The organism is Cytobacillus dafuensis, assembly GCF_007995155.1.
Taxonomy (GTDB): Bacteria; Bacillota; Bacilli; order Bacillales; family Cytobacillaceae; genus Cytobacillus; species Cytobacillus dafuensis.
Genome location: NZ_CP042593.1, coordinates 4,843,133 through 4,861,181 on the forward strand (window position 1 = coordinate 4,843,133; position 18,049 = coordinate 4,861,181).

An 18,049-nucleotide genomic window follows, 5' to 3' on the forward strand; every position below is an offset into this window, starting at 1 on the left:
ACTCCTATTAGCCAAAAATTACGATCACTATCCCCTTTGGCCAAATCCTCTTAGTTGAGGGATTTGGCCAAAGGTCATAAAGGGGAAAGTGATCTTTCACTCGTTAGTTTATAATCCCTTTCTTTATAATTTCTACCTGAATCTTTGGAACAAAATGCACCTTTTGATAGTTGCTTCCCCAGTCTTCCTTTTGCTTCTTCCAAGTATCGGGATGGAACGCAATGAGTTGTCTGCCGATACCTAATCCGTCGCAGCGGGCTTTTTGCATTTTTTTTAGCGTTTTATTTGCTAAATCCGTCATCTCTTTGGATAGAAGCTTGTTTAATCGGGCAACTGTTTTTTTATCATTTAAGAGATCGTTAGGATATTCAAGGACACTCACCTTCCATTTTAGATCCAGCCTAACCGTAATTTGACCGTCTGGTTGAATCAACACTTTCCTCTTTCGCTTTGATTTTTCTACATTAAAGGTCATAAAATTATAGACTTTTTTTTGATCCTTCTCGGAACTTATTTTTTGGGTGAAGGTCGCCGATTTCCCTTTTTTATCTTTTAAAAGTAAATACATAGTAGATTCATCCTGGCTTAGTATCCCTGTAAATTGATATTTATGAAACATGGCACTATGCGAAACGTCCACTCGTTTCCCATTTTCCATGATGTATGGAAGAACAAAATCTTCTCCGGGGTCCATCATCACAGGGAAAATCGTTTCAACGGTTACCTTAGGAACGGTTGTAGTTTGTTCTTTGCTCTTGATTAATTCATCAATTTCTTCTTCAATTAAGACATTCCCTACTTTTTTAAGGGAAAATATGTCTTCCGCTCTCCCTTTCGCTACTCCAATCCTAGCATTGAAAGCGCTTTTAGGATCGCGGTAAAAAATATCGAGGAGCTGATGAATATCTTGTTTTGCCATCTCCTCTCCAATAACAATGATCCGATTTCTGTACGCACGAAGATTTCGGGATATCCTCTCATCCGCTCTATGGCGGGTTTCCCTTGGCGTACTGCCAACCGTGAATATCAACTCGTTTTTAGGGCTCTGTTGTTCGGAAACAGGTACGTCCCTTATGACATAGGTGGATAGAATCTTTCCATTCGGCTCGAGATCAACCCCTCCTCCATAAATCAAACGAGCATCCTTTAAAAGATCTTGATCCCAACATCCAGTCATCAATAGGAGAACAAAAATAAAAATACTTAATAAGTAAATTCTTTTCACCTGGCTTGGGCCTCCTTTTTTCTTAAAAGATATGAGAAGATGAGCAGGATCAAAGGAAGCCCAACCACAAAGGTATAATGGAGTATCTTAATCATTCGATCGTAAAGGTCAGTAATTGCTGGATCTTGAGCAATCATAGCCAGAATAAAGACAATGAAAACGACATAAGGGACTGCTTTTTTATGTTCACCCCGGTGAAAGAAGTGACCTAAACCTGCTGTTGCCATGTATAACCAAGAAACAATTGCAGTGCTAACAATAAAAATCCATAAGGATAAAAAGATTAAATCAATCCGTTGAATAATCTGGAAAGAGAAACCCTTTAGCATATAAAGAAGAGGTTCCGAAATGGCAGGCATAACCTCCGGGCTGAAAATGATTAAACTTGTAAACACCTCAAATGTGTATAAAAGTGAAATCACCAAACTCCCTAAAGATGCTGCCTTTAATTTCCCACTGCTTTTCCCTTCAACAAAAGGATAAATGACTAATATGACTTCGTACCCGACTAAAGGAAACAATGCTGCATTCGAAGCTTTGATGATCTCCCCCCACCCAGCTTCCATGATAGGAAATACATATGTAATATTTGCATGGGCATAACCGAACAAGGATAATATCACGATTACTATGATCGTAAATGAAGATATGACAAAAAGCCTGGCAATTACTCGAAGGTTTTCTTTAACCAAATATGCACAGGTGAAAAGAGTAAGAATTAATAATGCCCATCTTGGTGTTGTTTGCAGCACCCACCTTCCAACGACATCAGCAAAAAAGGCTAAGACCGTACTAACAGAAAACAGAAAATAGACAATATAAGCAAAACCAAGCAGCTTTCCAAGAAACTTTCCAGTGATTTTCGGCAAGAAACTGTATATCGTATCAGAAGGAAACCGTTTGCAAAGAGCCCAAAGAATCAAAATAATCACTTGTACGGCCAATCCGGCAATTAAGCTAGAGATCCACGCTCCTCCTTTAGCAGTTGCCTGCAATTTATTCGGAAGGGATAAGATTCCAACCCCCACTTGAGACTGTATAACAAAAAACATGAGCTGACCCTGAGTAATTTTACTCTTTTTCAGGATCATCATGTAGCCACCCCCTTGAATATCTTTCTTGATTTACCCTTTTCGGATGAGGATCATGAGGACGCTGATTCAAGCTCCAAATTGGAAAGCGTGTAAAAGTATCCTTCAAATCCTTGATTCGAAGAGGCATAACAGGCGCAAAATAGGCTGTACCAAAGCTCTCTAATTTACATAAATGGATTAAAATAAAAAGAATACCAAACATGATTCCGATCAAACCGAACATCGCGGCCAGGATCATAAGCGGGAAACCCAGAATACGCGTTGCGGTACTTATTTCATTAGACGGCGCCACAAATGAAGAAATAGCGGTTAAAGCGACAACGATAACCATGGGATACGAAATCAATCCAGCTCGTACGACCGATTCGCCAATGACCAAGCCGCCAACAATCCCTATAGTTTGACCTACTCGGCTCGGCAAACGAATTCCTGCTTCACGCAGCACTTCTAAAGTAATCTGCATAAGCAAAGCCTCCAAAATAGGTGGAAATGGAACTTTGTCTATACTGCTTTTCACGGTAAAAATCAAATTTACAGGAAGAATTTCGGGATGAAAGCCAATAATGGCAATATATAAAGCAGGTACTAGAGATGCGATGATAAAGCTCACCAAACGAAGCAATCGAATGAACGATCCGACAATCCACCTGCTGTGATAATCATCCGGGCTTTGATAAAACGCAAAGAAAGTCACCGGCAAAATCTGCGCAGTTGGATCTCCATCAGATAATATAACGACACGACCTTCCATCAAATGGGCTACTGCCCGATCTGGCCTTTCTGTAAATAAAATTTGCGGAAATAGAGAAGATGGGTTATCCTCAATCATTTCGGCAATGAATCCAGGTGAAATCACGGTGTCCATCACAATGGAACCAAGTCTTTGATCCACTTCTTCAACCAAATCCGGATTCGCCAGATCCTGCATATAGAGAAGAGCCAATTTTGTTTTGGTTGCCTTTCCGACCTGGTAGTAACGGACGACCAGGGACGGATTTTCAATACGCTTTCGAACCAGATACAGATTCGTGATGAGGTGCTCTATAAAACCATCATGAGCGCCTCGAATGGCCCCTTCGTTTTCTGGCTCTAAAATATTTCGTTTATTTTCTGCCGCCATGCCAACAATAAAAGCTTCTGTTGTCCCTTCAAATAACAATACGCAATTTCCTTGAACTAACGATTGGGGCAACTGGCTGAGATCCGATTTCTTCGCAATATCCACAGAAGCAATGATTGCATCTACGGTTCCTTCTTTTTTTTCTTCTAACGGACGAATGATCTCATTTTGAATTCTCTGTTGATCAGACAGGGATTCAAAAAAGACAATGAGCCCCTCCAATTGATTAAACCTAATGCTCCGCCACTTCAGATCACTTGAATGAAACAGCTGGTTTTGAATGTATTCCTTATTTTTTTGCAAGGAAGGAAACACGTTAATGGACGGGCTTTTTTCTGCACGTTTGTTCGAAAATAATTTTCTAAAAAGATCCATCATTATACTTCTCCTAGGTTCCATTCAATTTTTATTAATTTAACCAATAAAATGGGGATTATCCCTAAAAATGCCATGCGTATAGATAACTAAATGAGGAAAATAAAAAAGCTGAAATATACAATATTCATTAAATCTTGTATATTTCAGCTTTTATTAAATTAAACACTGCCATACCTAAAATGCATTCTATTTCCATCTCTCAAGCTTGTGAATGTTTTTGACAAACATGCCAGCTAAAAATTTCGGAACCCCCATTTCAATGCATTTTTGTTTAACAAATTCTTTCATTTCTCCTATTGTTATTTCTTTTTGTGTGAATTCCCCTTCTTGATAACAATGCATACAGTACATAGAACTTTTTTCTAGATTTTCCTCAGTCCCACGGTCTTCTTCTTTCTTTAATGGCATGGAACAGCTTTGACATTTTTTATATACTTTCATTAGTTTTCTCCTCCAAATGGCTCTATAACTTAATAAATTTTTTTGACTCGAAATTTCCCATTGTTTCTGTTTGTTGCAGCAAACATCAGTAATAGATCCGTTATTCATTCTTCAATATCACAGAAAGTTCTTTTAATTTATTATGCTGTTGAATGCGATAGTGATGTCCTTCCTTTTCCAAATACCCTTTATCACAAAATTGTGCAAATACATGCAATAAATGGCGATAGGATACACCTAGAAAATCACACACTGTTACATGTTTCTCCTTATATACACCTGCATCAGCGGTTTGCAATATAAAATCCGCTAGCCGGTTTTCAAGCGGAAAGGCAAGACTTTGTGAATACTTTGCAGACATTCGTGTTGCTTTTATACTTAAAAATTTGGTTAGCGCTCGAAGAAATGTCGTATCTTCGAGCATTTGTGTGCGGCATTGATGAAAAGGAATTGCAAAACAAATAGTCTTTGTGGAGGTTTGTATCCCTTTTGTATAGTACACCTCATTTAATAGTTCCATTTCCCCAATAAAATCTTGTGCACTGATAAAATTGATCAAGGAAACTTTCCCATTTTGGTACGTTACGTAAATTTTAGCTTTTCCCTCAATGACATAAAAGAAATAATCCGGCCGCATGCCTTCTCGAATAATCCATTCATCACGCTTATATTCGCGTACTTCTATAAACTCTTCAATCGGAAAAGAAAATAAATGCGAAATGGAGTGTTCCTCCAAATAATGTTGCCTTTTCTGCTTTTTATATATTTCCATCATCCACACCCAAAATATGAGATATCTCATATTATTGTACGTATCTTCTTGTTATTATGCAAATATTGGGGGGATTCACAATGAATACACAACGCTGGATGAACAGACAGTTCTTCAGTTTCTATATGACATGGGGTGTTTTTCTACCCTATTGGACTGGTTGGATGATTCATACAAAAGGAATTACGGTTTCACAAGCGAGTTTGATTATGAGTTTAGGGTTGGCTGCACGAGGACTTTCTACCTTATTTGCATTTCCTTATTTATCAGGGAAATTTAGCAGTAAAACTTTACTAAATGGAATGTCAATCGGCACACTGATAGCCATTCTGTGTTATATTCCGGCAGATTCTTTTGCTAGCTTACTTATTGTAACGTTATTTTTGCATTTCTTTTATCCTACATTGATGCCTGCATTAGATAGTGCAGCAAGCGTTCTTGTACAGAGTAAACAATTAAAACATTACGGGAAGAGCCGCTCTTGGGGATCCATCGGGTTTGTCGCGGCTGGCATGATCTTAACCTTCTTTACAGGGGCGCTTGGGGACGACGTGATTTTATGGGCGCTGTTACTCGGCACATTGGTATTCGTATGTCTGGGTTTTATGCATGCACCCGCTGCTTTATCTAAAAAACCACAAGCGGGTGAAACAAAAAAAGATGGCATGTTGAAATTATTTCGTATCAAACACTTTGGATTGGTGCTCGTCATCGTGATTTTACTGCAGGCGGCACACGCTTCTTATTACAACTATGGCTATATATATTTACAAGAAATCCACGCACCCCAATATTTAATTGGTGTAATTATTAACATTGCCGTAATGGCAGAAATTCTTTTCTTTTCCATTGCTGATCGGACTTTCCGAAAATTTTCAGTAGGCTCCTTACTGACACTAGCAGCTCTTGGTTCAACCGTTCGTTGGATATTAGTATTTGCCTTTCCAAATGTCATTGTGTTCTCTATCGCACAAGCATTACATGCATGCTCATTTGCTATGGCGCATTATGCCTTTATGAAATACTTAATCAAACATATTCCACATGAACAGATTCCGAAGGCACAAGGGATATACTCTGCTCTGGCACTTAGCTGGAGCACAGCGGCGTTCACCATCTTCGGCGGGTATTTATACGAAATTGAACCAAGATACGCCTTTATTGGGATGATCATTTGCACTATACCAGCGATGTTGCTTGCACTTGTTTATCGGAAATTGGATTATCGAAGGGAAGTCCAAACCAAAAGTCTTGTTAGCTAATTCCAAATGGTCAATCATTGTGACCCGAAATGGCAATGATTACGCAATAACAAAACAAATTAATCTATAAAGAAAACTCGCCGATTGGCGAGCCTTGGAAGGCGAAGACAGAGGCGTAGTTGCACTTACACTTAATTCCTAAAATTGGCAACTGCGTCGATTTATCTTCTGTGCTGGCAATTTATACTTTCTTAATGTGTTAAAAAGGTGATACAAAATTGTATCACCTGAGAGTGTAGACAAAGTATAATTCGTCACCTTTCCAGGCTGATTGAAAACGTTTGACTTTCGAGGCACGAAGCCTTACGAGGAGCGGAGTTACCGTGGATGGGTAATGAGCACCAAAGGAAGGTGAGTAACGAAGAAAGCGAGCGTTTGTCAACAGCCTGAGGTGATACGGTTCTCCATAGCCTCTCTAACTGCGAATTTATAAAAAAAAGAACCTTCAATCTATAGATAGATCAAAGATTCTATGTTTTTTTAATGATGTTCTATTATTTATTAAATTCCTTTGTTTCTACATCCAAAGAATTAATTATAGACTACCTCTTTTTCGCTTAAACCAAGCGTCTCTGCTGTTGAAGTATGAATTTTGTGCAGAAGCTCTGGATTTTCCAATAGTGACTCGCCATAAGAAGGAATCATTTCTTTAATTTTCGGTTCCCACTCATTCATATGTTGCGGGAAGCATTTTTTAATGACTTCAAGCATAACGTGAACGGCAGTAGAAGCACCTGGAGAAGCACCTAGTAATGCTGCAATCGAGCCATCAGCAGCACTAATAACTTCCGTACCAAATTGAAGTGTACCTTTGCCGCCAGCTTCAGTATCTTTGATAACTTGTACACGTTGGCCCGCTACGACTAAATCCCAATCTTCGCTTTTTGCATTCGGGATAAACTCTCGTAACTCTTCCATGCGCTTTTCTTTCGATAACATAACTTGCTGAATCAAGTATTTTGTTAATGACATCTCTTTTGCGCCAGCAGCCAACATAGTTAAGACATTATTTGGTTTTACGGAAGTGACCAAATCCAACATTGAACCGGTTTTTAAAAACTTTGGTGTGAAGCCGGCAAATGGTCCAAATAGCAACGATTTTTTATCGTCGATAAATCTTGTGTCAAGATGCGGAACAGACATTGGCGGAGCACCGACCTTAGCTTTGCCGTATACTTTTGCATGATGCAGCGCTACAACATCTGGATTATTACACACCATAAATATTCCGCTTACCGGGAAACCGCCAATATGTTTTCCCTCAGGAATACCTGATTTTTGTAGTAAATGCAGGCTTCCTCCCCCGCCTCCGATAAAGACGAATTTTGCAGTATGGCGTTCGACAGTACCGCTAAAGGTATTCTGCACTTTCAATTCCCACAAGCCATCGCTAGTACGTTTAATATTATTAACACTATGATTGTAATTTATATTGACATTTTTATTCTCTAAGTGCTCAAACAACAAGCGCGTTAAAGCACCAAAGTTGACATCCGTTCCAGAGTCAATTTTTGTTGCCGCTATCGGTTCATCCCATGAGCGGTCTTGCATAATAAGCGGAATCCAGTCCATCAGTTTTTTCGGATCATCGGAAAATTCCATCCCTTGGAATAGGGGATTGTTTGACAGCGCTTCAAAACGTTTCTTTAAAAACGTTACGTTTTGTTCTCCTTGTACCATGCTCATATGAGGCAATGGCATAATGAAATCCTGTGGATTTTGTATCAGATTGCTGTTTACAAGATGAGACCAAAACTGCATTGATACCTGAAACTGTTCATTAATTTTAATCGCTTTACTTATATCTATAGAACCGTCCGGTTTTTCGACCGTGTAGTTAAGCTCGCACAGTGCAGCATGCCCCGTTCCCGCATTATTCCATTCGTTAGAGCTTTCCTCACCTGCGTTTTCGAGCTTCTCAAACACTGTAATTTCCCATTCCGGTACTAATTCTTTTAAGAGTGTTCCCAAAGTGGCACTCATAATTCCGGCACCAATTAAGATAACGTCTGTTTTAGTTTGTCTGTTACTCATTTTTACCATCCTTATATCCTAAGATTTACAGAAAGGATGTAGGCGCTCCTGCTTAGGCATCACAGCAAGCCAGGGCTCGACAGTCACACACCTTTTCTGGATCAATTATAACCTTATTATAGTGTATCACTATTATTAGTAGATTAAAATATTTACTATTATTTTGATAAGTTATTAAGCTTTTAAATAGTTGGTAAAAGTGAGAAGTCCGTCCACATAAAAATTTGCCACTTTTATTGACAGAAAATTCAAACCTAATATATAATTTTTGGTATTACCACTGTCTTTAACATGTATTACCATAATATAAAGGAGACGATGGCTTGAAAGAAAAGGAACGCTCTTCCGATAAAATTGAGAATGAATTAATTAGATCCATATTGTCTGGTGTTTATTCTGTAGGGAGTACTTTACCGCCAGAAAGAGAGCTTGCGAAAGAATTTGGTGTTGGTCGCCCAACTATTCGAGAGGCACTTCAACGATTAGGAAGGGGTGGATGGATAACAGGGAGAAAAGGAATGCCAGCGATTGTTAATGATTATTGGAGCAATGGGAATCTAACGACACTTGTCAACATTGTTGAGAATCATCAATCCGTTACAGATGAATTTATCAAGTACTTATTAGAAGTAAGAAGTTCGTTAACTCCGACTTATATTCGTGATGCTGTTACATGTAATCAACCTAAAGTGGTTGCTCTCCTTGCCAATCTAGAGCAGCTGGAAGATCGTGCAGAAAGCTACGCAAAATTTGATTGGGATTTGCAAAAAAGATGTGCTGGCCTTGCTGCCAATCCGATCTTTCTACTCATTTTAAATAGCTTCGATTCCATTTATGTAGATATGGCAAAAAGATATTTTTCTATAAAAGAACATCGTGAGTTGTCGTTCAACTATTACCAAGACCTATTAAAAGCTTCATTAAAGGGAGATGCAATGGAAGCGGAGAGATTGTCTAAGACAACAATGGAGAAAAGCTTGGCTCTCTGGAAAGATAGAAAAAAATAAAGAAAGCTGGAGGCGTGATGAATGAAATATTTTAAAGAATATTTTTCCTACCCTGATATATTAATCATGAGCTGTCTATTCCTCATTAGCTTCGGATTTATGATTCTTCATTTAACCTCTATCGGAATTTGGGGTGCTTTTATTCTGGGAATGATTATGTATTCCTTAGCTGAGTATTTTACACACAGGTTTCTTTTTCATCTGAAGCCACCAAAGAATGCATTTTTGTTAAAAATGCTTAAGCGCCTACATTATGACCACCATACAAATCCGAACGAATTACATTTATTATTTTTGCCCATATGGTATAGTGTGCCAAACATTGCGATTGCAGGAGCCATTTTTTATTTTCTTTCATCCAGCTTTGTCATGACAAACGCATTTATTGCAGGTATCATGCTCTTTTTATTATTTTATGAGTGGAAGCATTATATCGCCCACCGCCCCCTTCAACCAATATCACCATGGGGGCGTTGGATGAAAAAGGTTCATTTATGGCATCACTTCAAAAATGAAAATTACTGGTATGGTGTTACGAACCCAGCCTATGATTTTCTCATGGGCACTTTTAAAGACCAAAAGGATGTTGCCCAAAGTAAAACGGCTAAAAATCTAGAAAAACGTGGCGACCAGGAAATAGAATTATGATAAATGATCCCTTGTCATCGCCCTGGAAATGTCGAATGAACTTTGCAGCTTCGACATTTCTCAGGGAGTGACAGGCATTTTTTCCTATTGAGAAGAAAGCATGGTAATAGATTGCATAAGACTTGTTTGCAAAGCTTGAAAGGTTTTCTTACCAAAAAATGCATCCGCTTTATTCTCTATTTCTGTTAGCATTGCGTCATTTTCACGAAGTGTTTCGCGGATTCTATCTACAATCTGCATCGCGTTTGCCCCAGTGATTTCTTTAGCGACTCGTTCCAGAAGAACCTTTGTATCAACAGAAAACCTCCGTGCAAAGCTATGGCACCTAACGATATTATTGCGGAGAAACTCGGAATATTCAGGTGTGAAAGCGCGCCGGATGCAGCCCCTCATCCCTGCATAACCATAGGAAATCTCCGATGCAGCCCGATAAAACAAAATCATCCCGTCTGCACGGCTTGATTCAGGGTGCAACCTTAGTTCCGTAATGTACGAAACTAAGCGCTTAACCACTACTGTCCCTCGCTCCATCGCTTCCCACCATTCTATTAAACGCTGTTGTTCCTCTTCAGTCATATGAACGGAAGATTGTTGCGGCATTCCCTTCTCTCCCTTTACTTAGTCTACTAAAGGCGTGGAATGGCTTGAACGTTCTGGACACGTTTCAGAATCCAAAAGAGCCTTGCCAAACCGGTTGGCCTCGTTAATTCTTTTAGCGATTTGCTGGTTCAAAAGCCGACTTTGCTCAATTAAATAATGGGTATCCGGAGTCTCTTCCTTTGCTACTAGCTCAAAATTGGGATGCAATTGAATTTCGCTAATTCGCAAAGTATCTAGATCAAAAACAAGCATTTCTTTTCCAAGAGAAATCGTTTCACCCTTACGAAGCCGTTCAATCGTTCCTCTTACAGCATCAAAACCGTAGCCAATGTCAGCTACAGTAGCATGATACGTGTTCAACCCCGGTGCATTCCGTAACGAAGATATCTGACGAAAGCCAGTCGTAATGGAGCAAACCACTTCCTTTGCAGCCATCCCTTTCTCTAAAGCAGAATCTATCGCATCAAGATAACCATTCCACTGACTACTCCCCAAATTCAAAAATAACCCCCCTTTTTTACCGAACTTCCCCTTTCTCATTAGAAAAACTTGGCGTTCGCCAAGTCCTTTTTGGCGAATGCCTTAGTTTTTCTTATGCGATCTTATTAGCAGATATTCAATTGAACACACACTTTACTTTAGTACGTTAATAAACTTAAATTTCCCTATTAGCTTAAACAGACCTTCAAGGTAAAAATATTCGGTCCTATTCTGTCCTTATGATAAATAATGTAACATTAATATTAAAAGGGGTTTCTTATTCTTTGTTTAGTAGATTTAGTCATTCGGGTAATAGATGCGGGAGAAATGTGGAGTTATTCTTTAATTAAACTAAATGAAAAGTGACAAGGGGCGAATTATTTAGATTAAAGAAATAAAAGAATAGACTAACGATAATGTCCATTCTTGTATTTCATCTTTTATGCTTAACCATTACAATTTCTTGGATTACAATCTCCTATGAAAGGGATGTTAAGCTGGAGAGTTTGTACCGACTAAGTTAGAACTGTAAAGGTTAAGTTACAGCGTAATTTATTTTTTGCTATTCTGGTACAGGTGCAATCGGAGTCTTTGACTTGGCACTTTACTTCTGTACCGGGAGAAGATTTCAGGGTCACAGTTTTGGAAAAAGTAAAGCATTCTTCACGTGTAAATTCTTTACAAGTAACTTTTACACAAATTCTAATGCCTGTGGTTTTAGGTTTGACCTTTATAGTAACTGTCGCTGTATCCCCCGTTCATGATCGTAACTAAATTGCAAGTGACCACTTCGTTTACTTCCGTACATGACCCTTGACTTGAGGTAAGACCTACCTTTTCAATAGAATTGGATGTAAATTTCGATATCTTTGAAGAATCCATCTTTTACCTATACTTATGATACGGTTCACCACATTGAATCTATATGAGTTATCTTGTTAATCAAGTGGAACTAACCCTTTTGGGTATTCTATAAGATCCAATCCACTTCTTTAAAAAATATCAGCTAAATAGGATTGAATCGATTCAGGTAATAGTTGAAAGAATAATCCTTCGTATTTGATATCAAGTAGACCAGCAATAATAAAAATAATAATGATTAATAATAAAAGGGGTTTCTTATTCTTTTTAGAAATCCACTTCAATAGGCTCCCCTCCTCTGAAAAAATAACGTTATAGTTAGTTAAATTTTTGTTAGCACAATACCCGCTAGTGCGGAGATAATCCCGATGACTTGATACATTTTAAGTCTTTCTTTATATAGCCAACAGCTGCCGAGAACAACCACTAAACAACTTAAACTAACGATTGGGAATACAATACTCGCTACTCCTGTATCAATAGCAAAAAAGTAGCTACTATAACCTACAACACTAATACATCCAATAATTGCCCCAAATTTCAGCTCTGTACGCTGCCATTTTTCCTTCATAATAAAGCTATTAATGATTAAATAAGCCGCACCGCCACCATACATACAAACAAGCGTATTGATTGAATCAATATGTAAATGCGAAGACGTCTTCATCAGCACACCGAGTACACCAAACGATAAAATCGATAATAAAACGCGGTACATCCACGGCTTATTATCCATTTTAATATCACTACCTGGTACATATTGAATGATAGCTGCAGAAGCAAGCATTACAATAATGCCAATCCACTGAATGAGTGTAATATTCTCGTGGAAAATAAGTGCCGCACTTAGTATGGGAATAACCGTATTTGTGCTAATAAGCGGTGCCGTTAAACTCGCAGGTCCTTTTTCAAACGCCTTTGACATTTGAATATTACCGTTTGCATTCAATATTCCGATGACCGTACCTAGTACAATTGTTAATCCATTAAATGGTGCAAACCCTACGACTGTTCCATAGCCAAGCATTAATAAAAACGCGATAAGATAAAAGAAAAACTGCATATGAACCTTTGATAGTCCTTTTCCTGACGTGAACTTAAAAATCATATTATTGATTCCAAAGCAAAACATCGTCAGTACTGCTGCTACAATCCACATTAATAATCCTTCTCTCCCTTTGATAGAATTATTTTAATATAGATTTCTAGCACTTCATATGATTTTTACAAATAAAAAATAAACTTGTCCGTTTTTTACCACAAACTGACCCCTTCCATTTACTCTAAAGTGATACTTTTAAAAAGGCCAGTCCTTTGCTAATGTTATCAATAAATTCTAAAAAAGTAAGGAAGATTTATGACTATGCAAACTACACAAAGTTATGCAAGACCACGTACAAAAACTTTTGATTTGATTCTAACATCCATGTTAATTGCACTTGTATTCGTTGCTACTTTCTTTTTGAATATCAGATTACCGATTGCGGCAAATGGTGGTTTAGTTCATCTTGGAACAGCTATGCTTTTTACCGCCTCCATCTTGTTTGGTCCTAAAAAAGGAGCTATGGCTGGTGCTATTGGGATGGGATTATTCGACTTAATCTCTGGTTGGACATTGTGGGCACCCTTCACCTTTGTGGTTCGGGGATTACAAGGGTATATCGTTGGAAAAATCGCTTGGTCGAATGGCCGCAATGGTAAAAGTGTTCCCTTCAATCTACTAGCTATTATCATTTCAGTCCCCGTGATGTTAGCGGGTTATTACATTTGTGAAGGGGTTCTATATGGTAGTTGGATTGCACCATTGGCCTCCATTCCGGGAAATATAACTCAGATCGTTGTGGGAATCTGTGTAGCCATTCCTCTTTGTGTTGTTCTGAAAAAGGTTCCTGTTTTTAAATAATTATTCAAGCACAACTATACAACAATTTTATATAGCTAAAAAAGGAGAAGGCTTTATATATCAAGCTTTCTCCTTCTTTTTTGATTTTTAAAATGCTATCATACTGGAATTTCCAACTAAAAAATAACCTCACTTAGTCCATTTTAATATCCATTTACAAACTCGGTTATTATTGCCATTTCATCTTCTGTAAGTTCCCTCTCTGTGTATTTCTCATATTCTTCTATTATTCTCTGTTTATCCCCTTTAAAAATATCTGTGTATCCTGCAATGGTTCTAAGCAGGGTAACTTCCTGATTAAATTCCTCTTTTGAAATCGGCTTCCAATGGGAAAGGATATATGTTTCTGCATCAAACATTTCTAGTTTATCTAAAAGCGGAAGTATTCCTTTGATTGTATAATTTCTTTTTTCAGAATAAATATCAGGGTAAATGCAATCTCCTAAAAATAGAATCTTTTCTTCTTTAATATACACAATTGCAGAGTCTAAGGAATGGTCCCCTCCAACATGCTGTACGATACAAGTTACTCCTCCAAGGTCGATTTCCAATTGATTTTCAAAGGTTAAATCAGGTAAGACAATGGTTATATCTCGCCGACCCGTGAATTCCTTCTTAATTGCATTCGCACAAAATTCAATTTCCTTTCCTTCTTTAACTCTTTCAGCTAATGCCTCGTCTGACCACGAAAGATGGATTAATTTCTCCATTTCCTCTTTAGTTTGTTTGGAAGAAATAGATACAGTCTTAGTTAAAGCTGCTAGACCAAATATATGATCCCAGTGCCAATGAGTAAGTACGACCATATCAGGATGGGAGACTTGCCTTTTTGAAAGTTCATCAAGAAAATATTGGGCATGCTTTTCCGAATTACCCGCATCAATCATTAATGTCTTGTGATTCCCAACAACCATCCCAAGAATGGGCCGGTCGGTCTCCGATATTGGAGTCATATACCAAAACCGCTTACCAATCTTCTCAATCAAGTGCATAATTACTTCCCCCTTTCTGTTTAAAATCTACTAGTATTGTAATAATGCCAATTTCTCCCCTGTTACTCCTTCGATTTTGGCAAGTCTAGTGCTTGGTATTTTAACTGATACTTTCCTCCGTCAGCAACATCTGAATGATACAAAGCCTTAAGTGCAAAGTTTTTCTCAAGGCCGTGTTCTTCCATCAACTCTTTTAAACGCTTTTGCAATTCCTTATTATCTTTGACAAATTGTTTCATTTGCGATTTCATGAACTTCATAAGATATCCACTCCTTTCAAGAACCAAATCTATCTACCATGTATAACAATGTCATTCATAATTATTGATCTATACTGGCGGTTGCTGCTTTTAGTAAGGCAACTAACGAACCAGTTAGCTAAACAAACACTTGACTCTCAATTAGTAATCGCTTTCGGCCACGCCACCTCTAATTGAATTCCATTGTTATCCGTGAAAATAAAATTTCTTATTTTGCCCTGATCGTAAATATCAGTCATGATAATACCTTCGCTCAATAGTTTTGCTCTCAAAGTAAGCCCCTCCTCTTCAGAATGAATCGCAAATGCGATGTGCTGAAGGGCACCCGGCAAAAAGCTGTATAGCTCCGTTGCCGCTGGATTCTTGGACAAACGCTTAAGTTCCTCGTCGCTTCGGAAAATTTGTGCGTCCGGATATTCGAAGAAATGAATGCCCCACGTTTCTACGTTGCCGGGCCTAATAAAACAATGTCTTCCCCTTTTCTTAAACGCCGGATAAACAGTCCCAACCTGCATCGCTAACACATTCTTATAAAAACGTATCGTCTCATCTAGATTCCGTGTTATTAAAGCTATATGATGAAATCCCCTCCACGATGATATTTTAGGGTTCTGTTCTTTCTGTTGTTCATTGTTCATGAAAATTCACTCCCTTTGATGAATATAATTAGAATTCTAACTAATATTTTAAAAAAAATTAGGCTTACTTCTTCTCAAACAAGTTAACCAATTTGATGAGTAACTTTTTAAACGTTTCAAATTCATCAGCTGAGAAACCTTCTTTAACCCGTTCCTCAACAAGGTGCGTAATCTGCTGCGTCTCCGTTGCCATCTTCTTTCCTTCATCCGTCAAGAAGATTTGCTTATAGCGTGCGTCGTCTGGATGGTTCTTACGAATAATTAACTTCTTCTTTTCTAAACCATTCATAAGACTTGTTACACTTGGGCGTTCGATCATGAGGATTATCTCTAACTCCGATGAAGTGATTCCTGGAAAGTGATTAAGAATACCTAATGCGCTCCATTGAGTGTGTGTAAGTCCGATTTGCTTAAGATGCTCTTCAACTTCACGCCTTAAGGTGATATAAGCTACTTTGGTCATTCGTCCGATTGGCCCCTGTTCCCAATCCCAGTTTGATGTGTTCAGATGACTATTCATGTGTATCCCTCTTATATTAGTTAGAATTCGAATTAAATTGTATGGTAATTGTTTCTTGATGTCAAGAGGATTAAGTACCCTCGTTAACATAACAAGAAAATTAAACAACTTTATTATTTTTTAAACTACTTTATTTGACAAAACATCCACTTTAAATCTATTAATTCTTCATAGCCCTTACGGTGGCTACTGCCGGAATTCCTCATCTAGCAAAAAAACTCAGCTTATAACCTCATCTACTTATGGTAATGTTTTACGTATTATTTTTCTTTTAGCATTACTTTCTATTAATACATTAGGCATGATTCAATTATATGTCGAATCATGCCTAATAATTTATAATCAAAGAGTTATCCTAGATTAAGATGCTCTCATATTCTACTCTTCTAATACTAATGGTTATGTCCTTCGGAACACTTATAAATTCGGAACACCAGCTAGAATTATTTTTTCATTAATTCCTCATCTCTTTTAATCGTAGCATCAACACCCTTGATCACGGTTGAGATGAAAGCTTGATCTTCTAATGCCACTAATCCTGCAACCGTTGTTCCACCAGGAGAGCAAACTCTATTAATCAGCACCCATGGATCCTCGTTACTTTCAAGAATCATCTTAGCACTTCCTAAAACAGCTTGTGCTGCAATTTTATTTGCTAAATCTTTCGGTAATCCATTTTTTACAGCCCCACGAGCCAATGAATCAATAAATAAATACACATAAGCTGGTGAGCTGCCTGCAATGGCCGTAAAGGTGCTGAAATGATTTTCAGGTAATTCAATTGCCATACCAATCGCATTAAACATTCCTAAAACAAAGTTCACTTGTTCCTTACTAGCTGCTTTATTTCCACATACAGCTGCAGCACCTTCACCAATCATGGCATTGACGTTTGGCATTACCCTAATGATCGCCTGGTCATTTCCTGCTTCTATAAGCTTTTGAATTTTTTCAATAGAAGTACCTGCTGCAATTGAAACGATCAGCGGTTTGTTGTCTTTAATCAATTCTTTCAATGGCGACAAAACCACCTCAAATTGATTTGGTTTAACCGCTAAAATCAAAATGTCTGTCAGTTTTACTACCTCTTCGCTAGATGCACATGCATTCATTTTAGTTTCAGAAGCAAACAGATGCATCTTTTCTGTATCTACATCAAATACAAAAATATCTTCCGCTTTTGTATGCTCATTATTAATCATTCCTTTAATAATCGCACTTGCCATATTCCCTGTCCCAATAAATCCCACTTTCATCATTAAAATCTCCTTGGTGTTTATTTTAATAAAACTTTTAAGAAAATTTATCTCTAATCCAGCTATTTTTTCTTATTATAAGTATAGCAAGGCAAAAAAACTACATAGTTGAGTGATCGTTACTGATTTATTCAAACTTAACTAGGATAGAATGCTTTAATAATAAACCTATATTTAAAAGAATTTACTTACATACAATCACTTCGCGAGTAAATGACCCTTTCTTAACGACAGCCCCTTTTCCGTTTTTGAACGACCACCATTTTTTACATATATTACTTTAAACTTTTCACCAGTCACTTGTAAGTGATTCAACTTATTTGAGAAGATTTTCAAGGCTTTCCTCCTCATAGATGACAGAAATTCTTTACTTAATAAACGGATAATCGATCTAATGATAAAAGGCAATAGGTATGATCTAATTTGACTACACCTAGTGCCTCTCCGGAATAGAAGCTTTACTTATAAAACACTTCCTTCTTCAATATCTCTTTAAATGCTATTATAACAGGAATTAAAAACCTCATTTACTAATGATATGGTTCTCCATAACATATC

Annotated in this window: 20 protein-coding genes; 4 read left to right on the forward strand and 16 right to left on the reverse strand. The window is 37.7% G+C overall.

Annotation, left to right across the window (positions count from 1 at the left end):
- Positions 1-103: 103 nt before the first annotated feature.
- From FSZ17_RS22895 to yeiL, 5 genes are all read right to left on the reverse strand, one after another.
- Positions 104-1,225, reverse strand: a complete 1,122-nt coding sequence (locus FSZ17_RS22895; protein ID WP_057772497.1) for a Ger(x)C family spore germination protein — start codon at positions 1,223-1,225, stop codon at positions 104-106.
- Positions 1,222-2,319, reverse strand: a complete 1,098-nt coding sequence (locus tag FSZ17_RS22900) for a GerAB/ArcD/ProY family transporter (protein ID WP_057772495.1) — start codon at positions 2,317-2,319, stop codon at positions 1,222-1,224. Before FSZ17_RS22900 ends, FSZ17_RS22895 begins: the two co-directional genes overlap by 4 nt.
- Entirely contained in the window at positions 2,297-3,814 is a 1,518-nt protein-coding gene (locus tag FSZ17_RS22905; protein ID WP_407643458.1) for a spore germination protein, read from the reverse strand. The genes FSZ17_RS22900 and FSZ17_RS22905 overlap by 23 nt, the downstream gene beginning before the upstream one ends.
- A gap of 189 nt (positions 3,815-4,003) precedes the next feature.
- Positions 4,004-4,258, reverse strand: coding sequence for a zinc ribbon domain-containing protein (locus FSZ17_RS22910; RefSeq protein ID WP_057772491.1), 255 nt, complete (start codon positions 4,256-4,258; stop codon positions 4,004-4,006).
- A gap of 100 nt (positions 4,259-4,358) precedes the next feature.
- The gene (gene yeiL, locus FSZ17_RS22915) at positions 4,359-5,030 is read right to left on the reverse strand and encodes a transcriptional regulator YeiL (protein ID WP_057772489.1); all 672 of its coding nucleotides are present in this window, start codon (positions 5,028-5,030) and stop codon (positions 4,359-4,361) included.
- Between the two features lie 80 nt (positions 5,031-5,110).
- Between yeiL and FSZ17_RS22920 the strand changes: the two genes are divergently transcribed.
- Complete coding sequence (locus FSZ17_RS22920; RefSeq protein WP_057772486.1) at positions 5,111-6,292, forward strand: MFS transporter; 1,182 nt, start codon at positions 5,111-5,113, stop codon at positions 6,290-6,292.
- A gap of 531 nt (positions 6,293-6,823) precedes the next feature.
- Here FSZ17_RS22920 and FSZ17_RS22925 read toward each other — a convergent pair.
- Complete coding sequence (locus tag FSZ17_RS22925; protein ID WP_057772483.1) at positions 6,824-8,326, reverse strand: malate:quinone oxidoreductase; 1,503 nt, start codon at positions 8,324-8,326, stop codon at positions 6,824-6,826.
- A 323-nt stretch (positions 8,327-8,649) separates the two neighbouring features.
- On the opposite strand from FSZ17_RS22925, the gene FSZ17_RS22930 reads away from it, so the two are divergent.
- Positions 8,650-9,333 carry a GntR family transcriptional regulator gene (locus FSZ17_RS22930; protein WP_057772481.1) on the forward strand — a complete coding sequence of 228 codons (684 nt, stop codon included), beginning with the start codon at positions 8,650-8,652 and terminating at the stop codon, positions 9,331-9,333.
- 21 nt (positions 9,334-9,354) lie between these two features.
- Complete coding sequence (locus FSZ17_RS22935; protein ID WP_057772479.1) at positions 9,355-9,981, forward strand: sterol desaturase family protein; 627 nt, start codon at positions 9,355-9,357, stop codon at positions 9,979-9,981.
- An 84-nt stretch (positions 9,982-10,065) separates the two neighbouring features.
- On the opposite strand, the gene FSZ17_RS22940 is transcribed toward FSZ17_RS22935, so the two are convergent.
- The 4 genes from FSZ17_RS22940 to FSZ17_RS22950 form a co-directional block, all read right to left on the reverse strand.
- Positions 10,066-10,581 carry a hypothetical protein gene (locus FSZ17_RS22940; protein WP_057772476.1) on the reverse strand — a complete coding sequence of 172 codons (516 nt, stop codon included), beginning with the start codon at positions 10,579-10,581 and terminating at the stop codon, positions 10,066-10,068.
- An 18-nt stretch (positions 10,582-10,599) separates the two neighbouring features.
- Entirely contained in the window at positions 10,600-11,082 is a 483-nt protein-coding gene (locus FSZ17_RS22945) for a hypothetical protein (RefSeq protein WP_228460257.1), read from the reverse strand.
- 971 nt (positions 11,083-12,053) lie between these two features.
- Positions 12,054-12,206: a hypothetical protein gene (locus FSZ17_RS23580; protein ID WP_185150652.1), complete on the reverse strand. Its 153-nt coding sequence runs from the start codon at positions 12,204-12,206 to the stop codon at positions 12,054-12,056.
- A gap of 38 nt (positions 12,207-12,244) precedes the next feature.
- Positions 12,245-13,081, reverse strand: a complete 837-nt coding sequence (locus FSZ17_RS22950; protein ID WP_057772475.1) for a DMT family transporter — start codon at positions 13,079-13,081, stop codon at positions 12,245-12,247.
- A gap of 204 nt (positions 13,082-13,285) precedes the next feature.
- On the opposite strand from FSZ17_RS22950, the gene FSZ17_RS22955 reads away from it, so the two are divergent.
- Positions 13,286-13,825 carry an ECF transporter S component gene (locus tag FSZ17_RS22955; protein ID WP_057772473.1) on the forward strand — a complete coding sequence of 180 codons (540 nt, stop codon included), beginning with the start codon at positions 13,286-13,288 and terminating at the stop codon, positions 13,823-13,825.
- A 143-nt stretch (positions 13,826-13,968) separates the two neighbouring features.
- Here the strand turns inward: FSZ17_RS22955 and FSZ17_RS22960 are convergent, their stop codons facing one another.
- From FSZ17_RS22960 to FSZ17_RS23585, 6 genes are all read right to left on the reverse strand, one after another.
- Positions 13,969-14,817 carry an MBL fold metallo-hydrolase gene (locus FSZ17_RS22960; protein ID WP_057772470.1) on the reverse strand — a complete coding sequence of 283 codons (849 nt, stop codon included), beginning with the start codon at positions 14,815-14,817 and terminating at the stop codon, positions 13,969-13,971.
- A 62-nt stretch (positions 14,818-14,879) separates the two neighbouring features.
- Positions 14,880-15,077, reverse strand: a complete 198-nt coding sequence (locus FSZ17_RS22965) for a hypothetical protein (protein WP_057772468.1) — start codon at positions 15,075-15,077, stop codon at positions 14,880-14,882.
- A 137-nt stretch (positions 15,078-15,214) separates the two neighbouring features.
- Positions 15,215-15,715: a VOC family protein gene (locus FSZ17_RS22970; RefSeq protein ID WP_057772465.1), complete on the reverse strand. Its 501-nt coding sequence runs from the start codon at positions 15,713-15,715 to the stop codon at positions 15,215-15,217.
- A gap of 64 nt (positions 15,716-15,779) precedes the next feature.
- Entirely contained in the window at positions 15,780-16,235 is a 456-nt protein-coding gene (locus tag FSZ17_RS22975; RefSeq protein WP_057772463.1) for a MarR family winged helix-turn-helix transcriptional regulator, read from the reverse strand.
- A gap of 443 nt (positions 16,236-16,678) precedes the next feature.
- Entirely contained in the window at positions 16,679-17,494 is an 816-nt protein-coding gene (gene proC, locus FSZ17_RS22980) for a pyrroline-5-carboxylate reductase (RefSeq protein ID WP_228460258.1), read from the reverse strand.
- Between the two features lie 195 nt (positions 17,495-17,689).
- Complete coding sequence (locus FSZ17_RS23585) at positions 17,690-17,827, reverse strand: hypothetical protein (RefSeq protein WP_156416241.1); 138 nt, start codon at positions 17,825-17,827, stop codon at positions 17,690-17,692.
- Positions 17,828-18,049: the final 222 nt, after the last annotated feature.

Excerpts from the sequence above, each read along its gene's own strand:
- yeiL (WP_057772489.1), bottom strand. The coding sequence starts at position 5,030 with ATGGAAATATATAAAAAGCAGAAAAGGCAACATTATTTGGAGGAACAC.
- FSZ17_RS22955 (WP_057772473.1), top strand. The coding sequence starts at position 13,286 with ATGCAAACTACACAAAGTTATGCAAGACCACGTACAAAAACTTTTGAT.
- FSZ17_RS22910 (WP_057772491.1), bottom strand. The coding sequence starts at position 4,258 with ATGAAAGTATATAAAAAATGTCAAAGCTGTTCCATGCCATTAAAGAAA.
- FSZ17_RS22935 (WP_057772479.1), top strand. The coding sequence starts at position 9,355 with ATGAAATATTTTAAAGAATATTTTTCCTACCCTGATATATTAATCATG.
- FSZ17_RS22975 (WP_057772463.1), bottom strand. The coding sequence starts at position 16,235 with ATGAATAGTCATCTGAACACATCAAACTGGGATTGGGAACAGGGGCCA.
- FSZ17_RS22900 (WP_057772495.1), bottom strand. The coding sequence starts at position 2,319 with ATGATGATCCTGAAAAAGAGTAAAATTACTCAGGGTCAGCTCATGTTT.
- FSZ17_RS22960 (WP_057772470.1), bottom strand. The coding sequence starts at position 14,817 with ATGCACTTGATTGAGAAGATTGGTAAGCGGTTTTGGTATATGACTCCA.
- FSZ17_RS22950 (WP_057772475.1), bottom strand. The coding sequence starts at position 13,081 with ATGTGGATTGTAGCAGCAGTACTGACGATGTTTTGCTTTGGAATCAAT.
- FSZ17_RS22940 (WP_057772476.1), bottom strand. The coding sequence starts at position 10,581 with ATGCCGCAACAATCTTCCGTTCATATGACTGAAGAGGAACAACAGCGT.
- FSZ17_RS22920 (WP_057772486.1), top strand. The coding sequence starts at position 5,111 with ATGAATACACAACGCTGGATGAACAGACAGTTCTTCAGTTTCTATATG.
- FSZ17_RS22905 (WP_407643458.1), bottom strand. The coding sequence starts at position 3,814 with ATGGATCTTTTTAGAAAATTATTTTCGAACAAACGTGCAGAAAAAAGC.
- proC (WP_228460258.1), bottom strand. The coding sequence starts at position 17,494 with ATGATGAAAGTGGGATTTATTGGGACAGGGAATATGGCAAGTGCGATT.
- FSZ17_RS22925 (WP_057772483.1), bottom strand. The coding sequence starts at position 8,326 with ATGAGTAACAGACAAACTAAAACAGACGTTATCTTAATTGGTGCCGGA.
- FSZ17_RS22965 (WP_057772468.1), bottom strand. The coding sequence starts at position 15,077 with ATGAAGTTCATGAAATCGCAAATGAAACAATTTGTCAAAGATAATAAG.
- FSZ17_RS22970 (WP_057772465.1), bottom strand. The coding sequence starts at position 15,715 with ATGAACAATGAACAACAGAAAGAACAGAACCCTAAAATATCATCGTGG.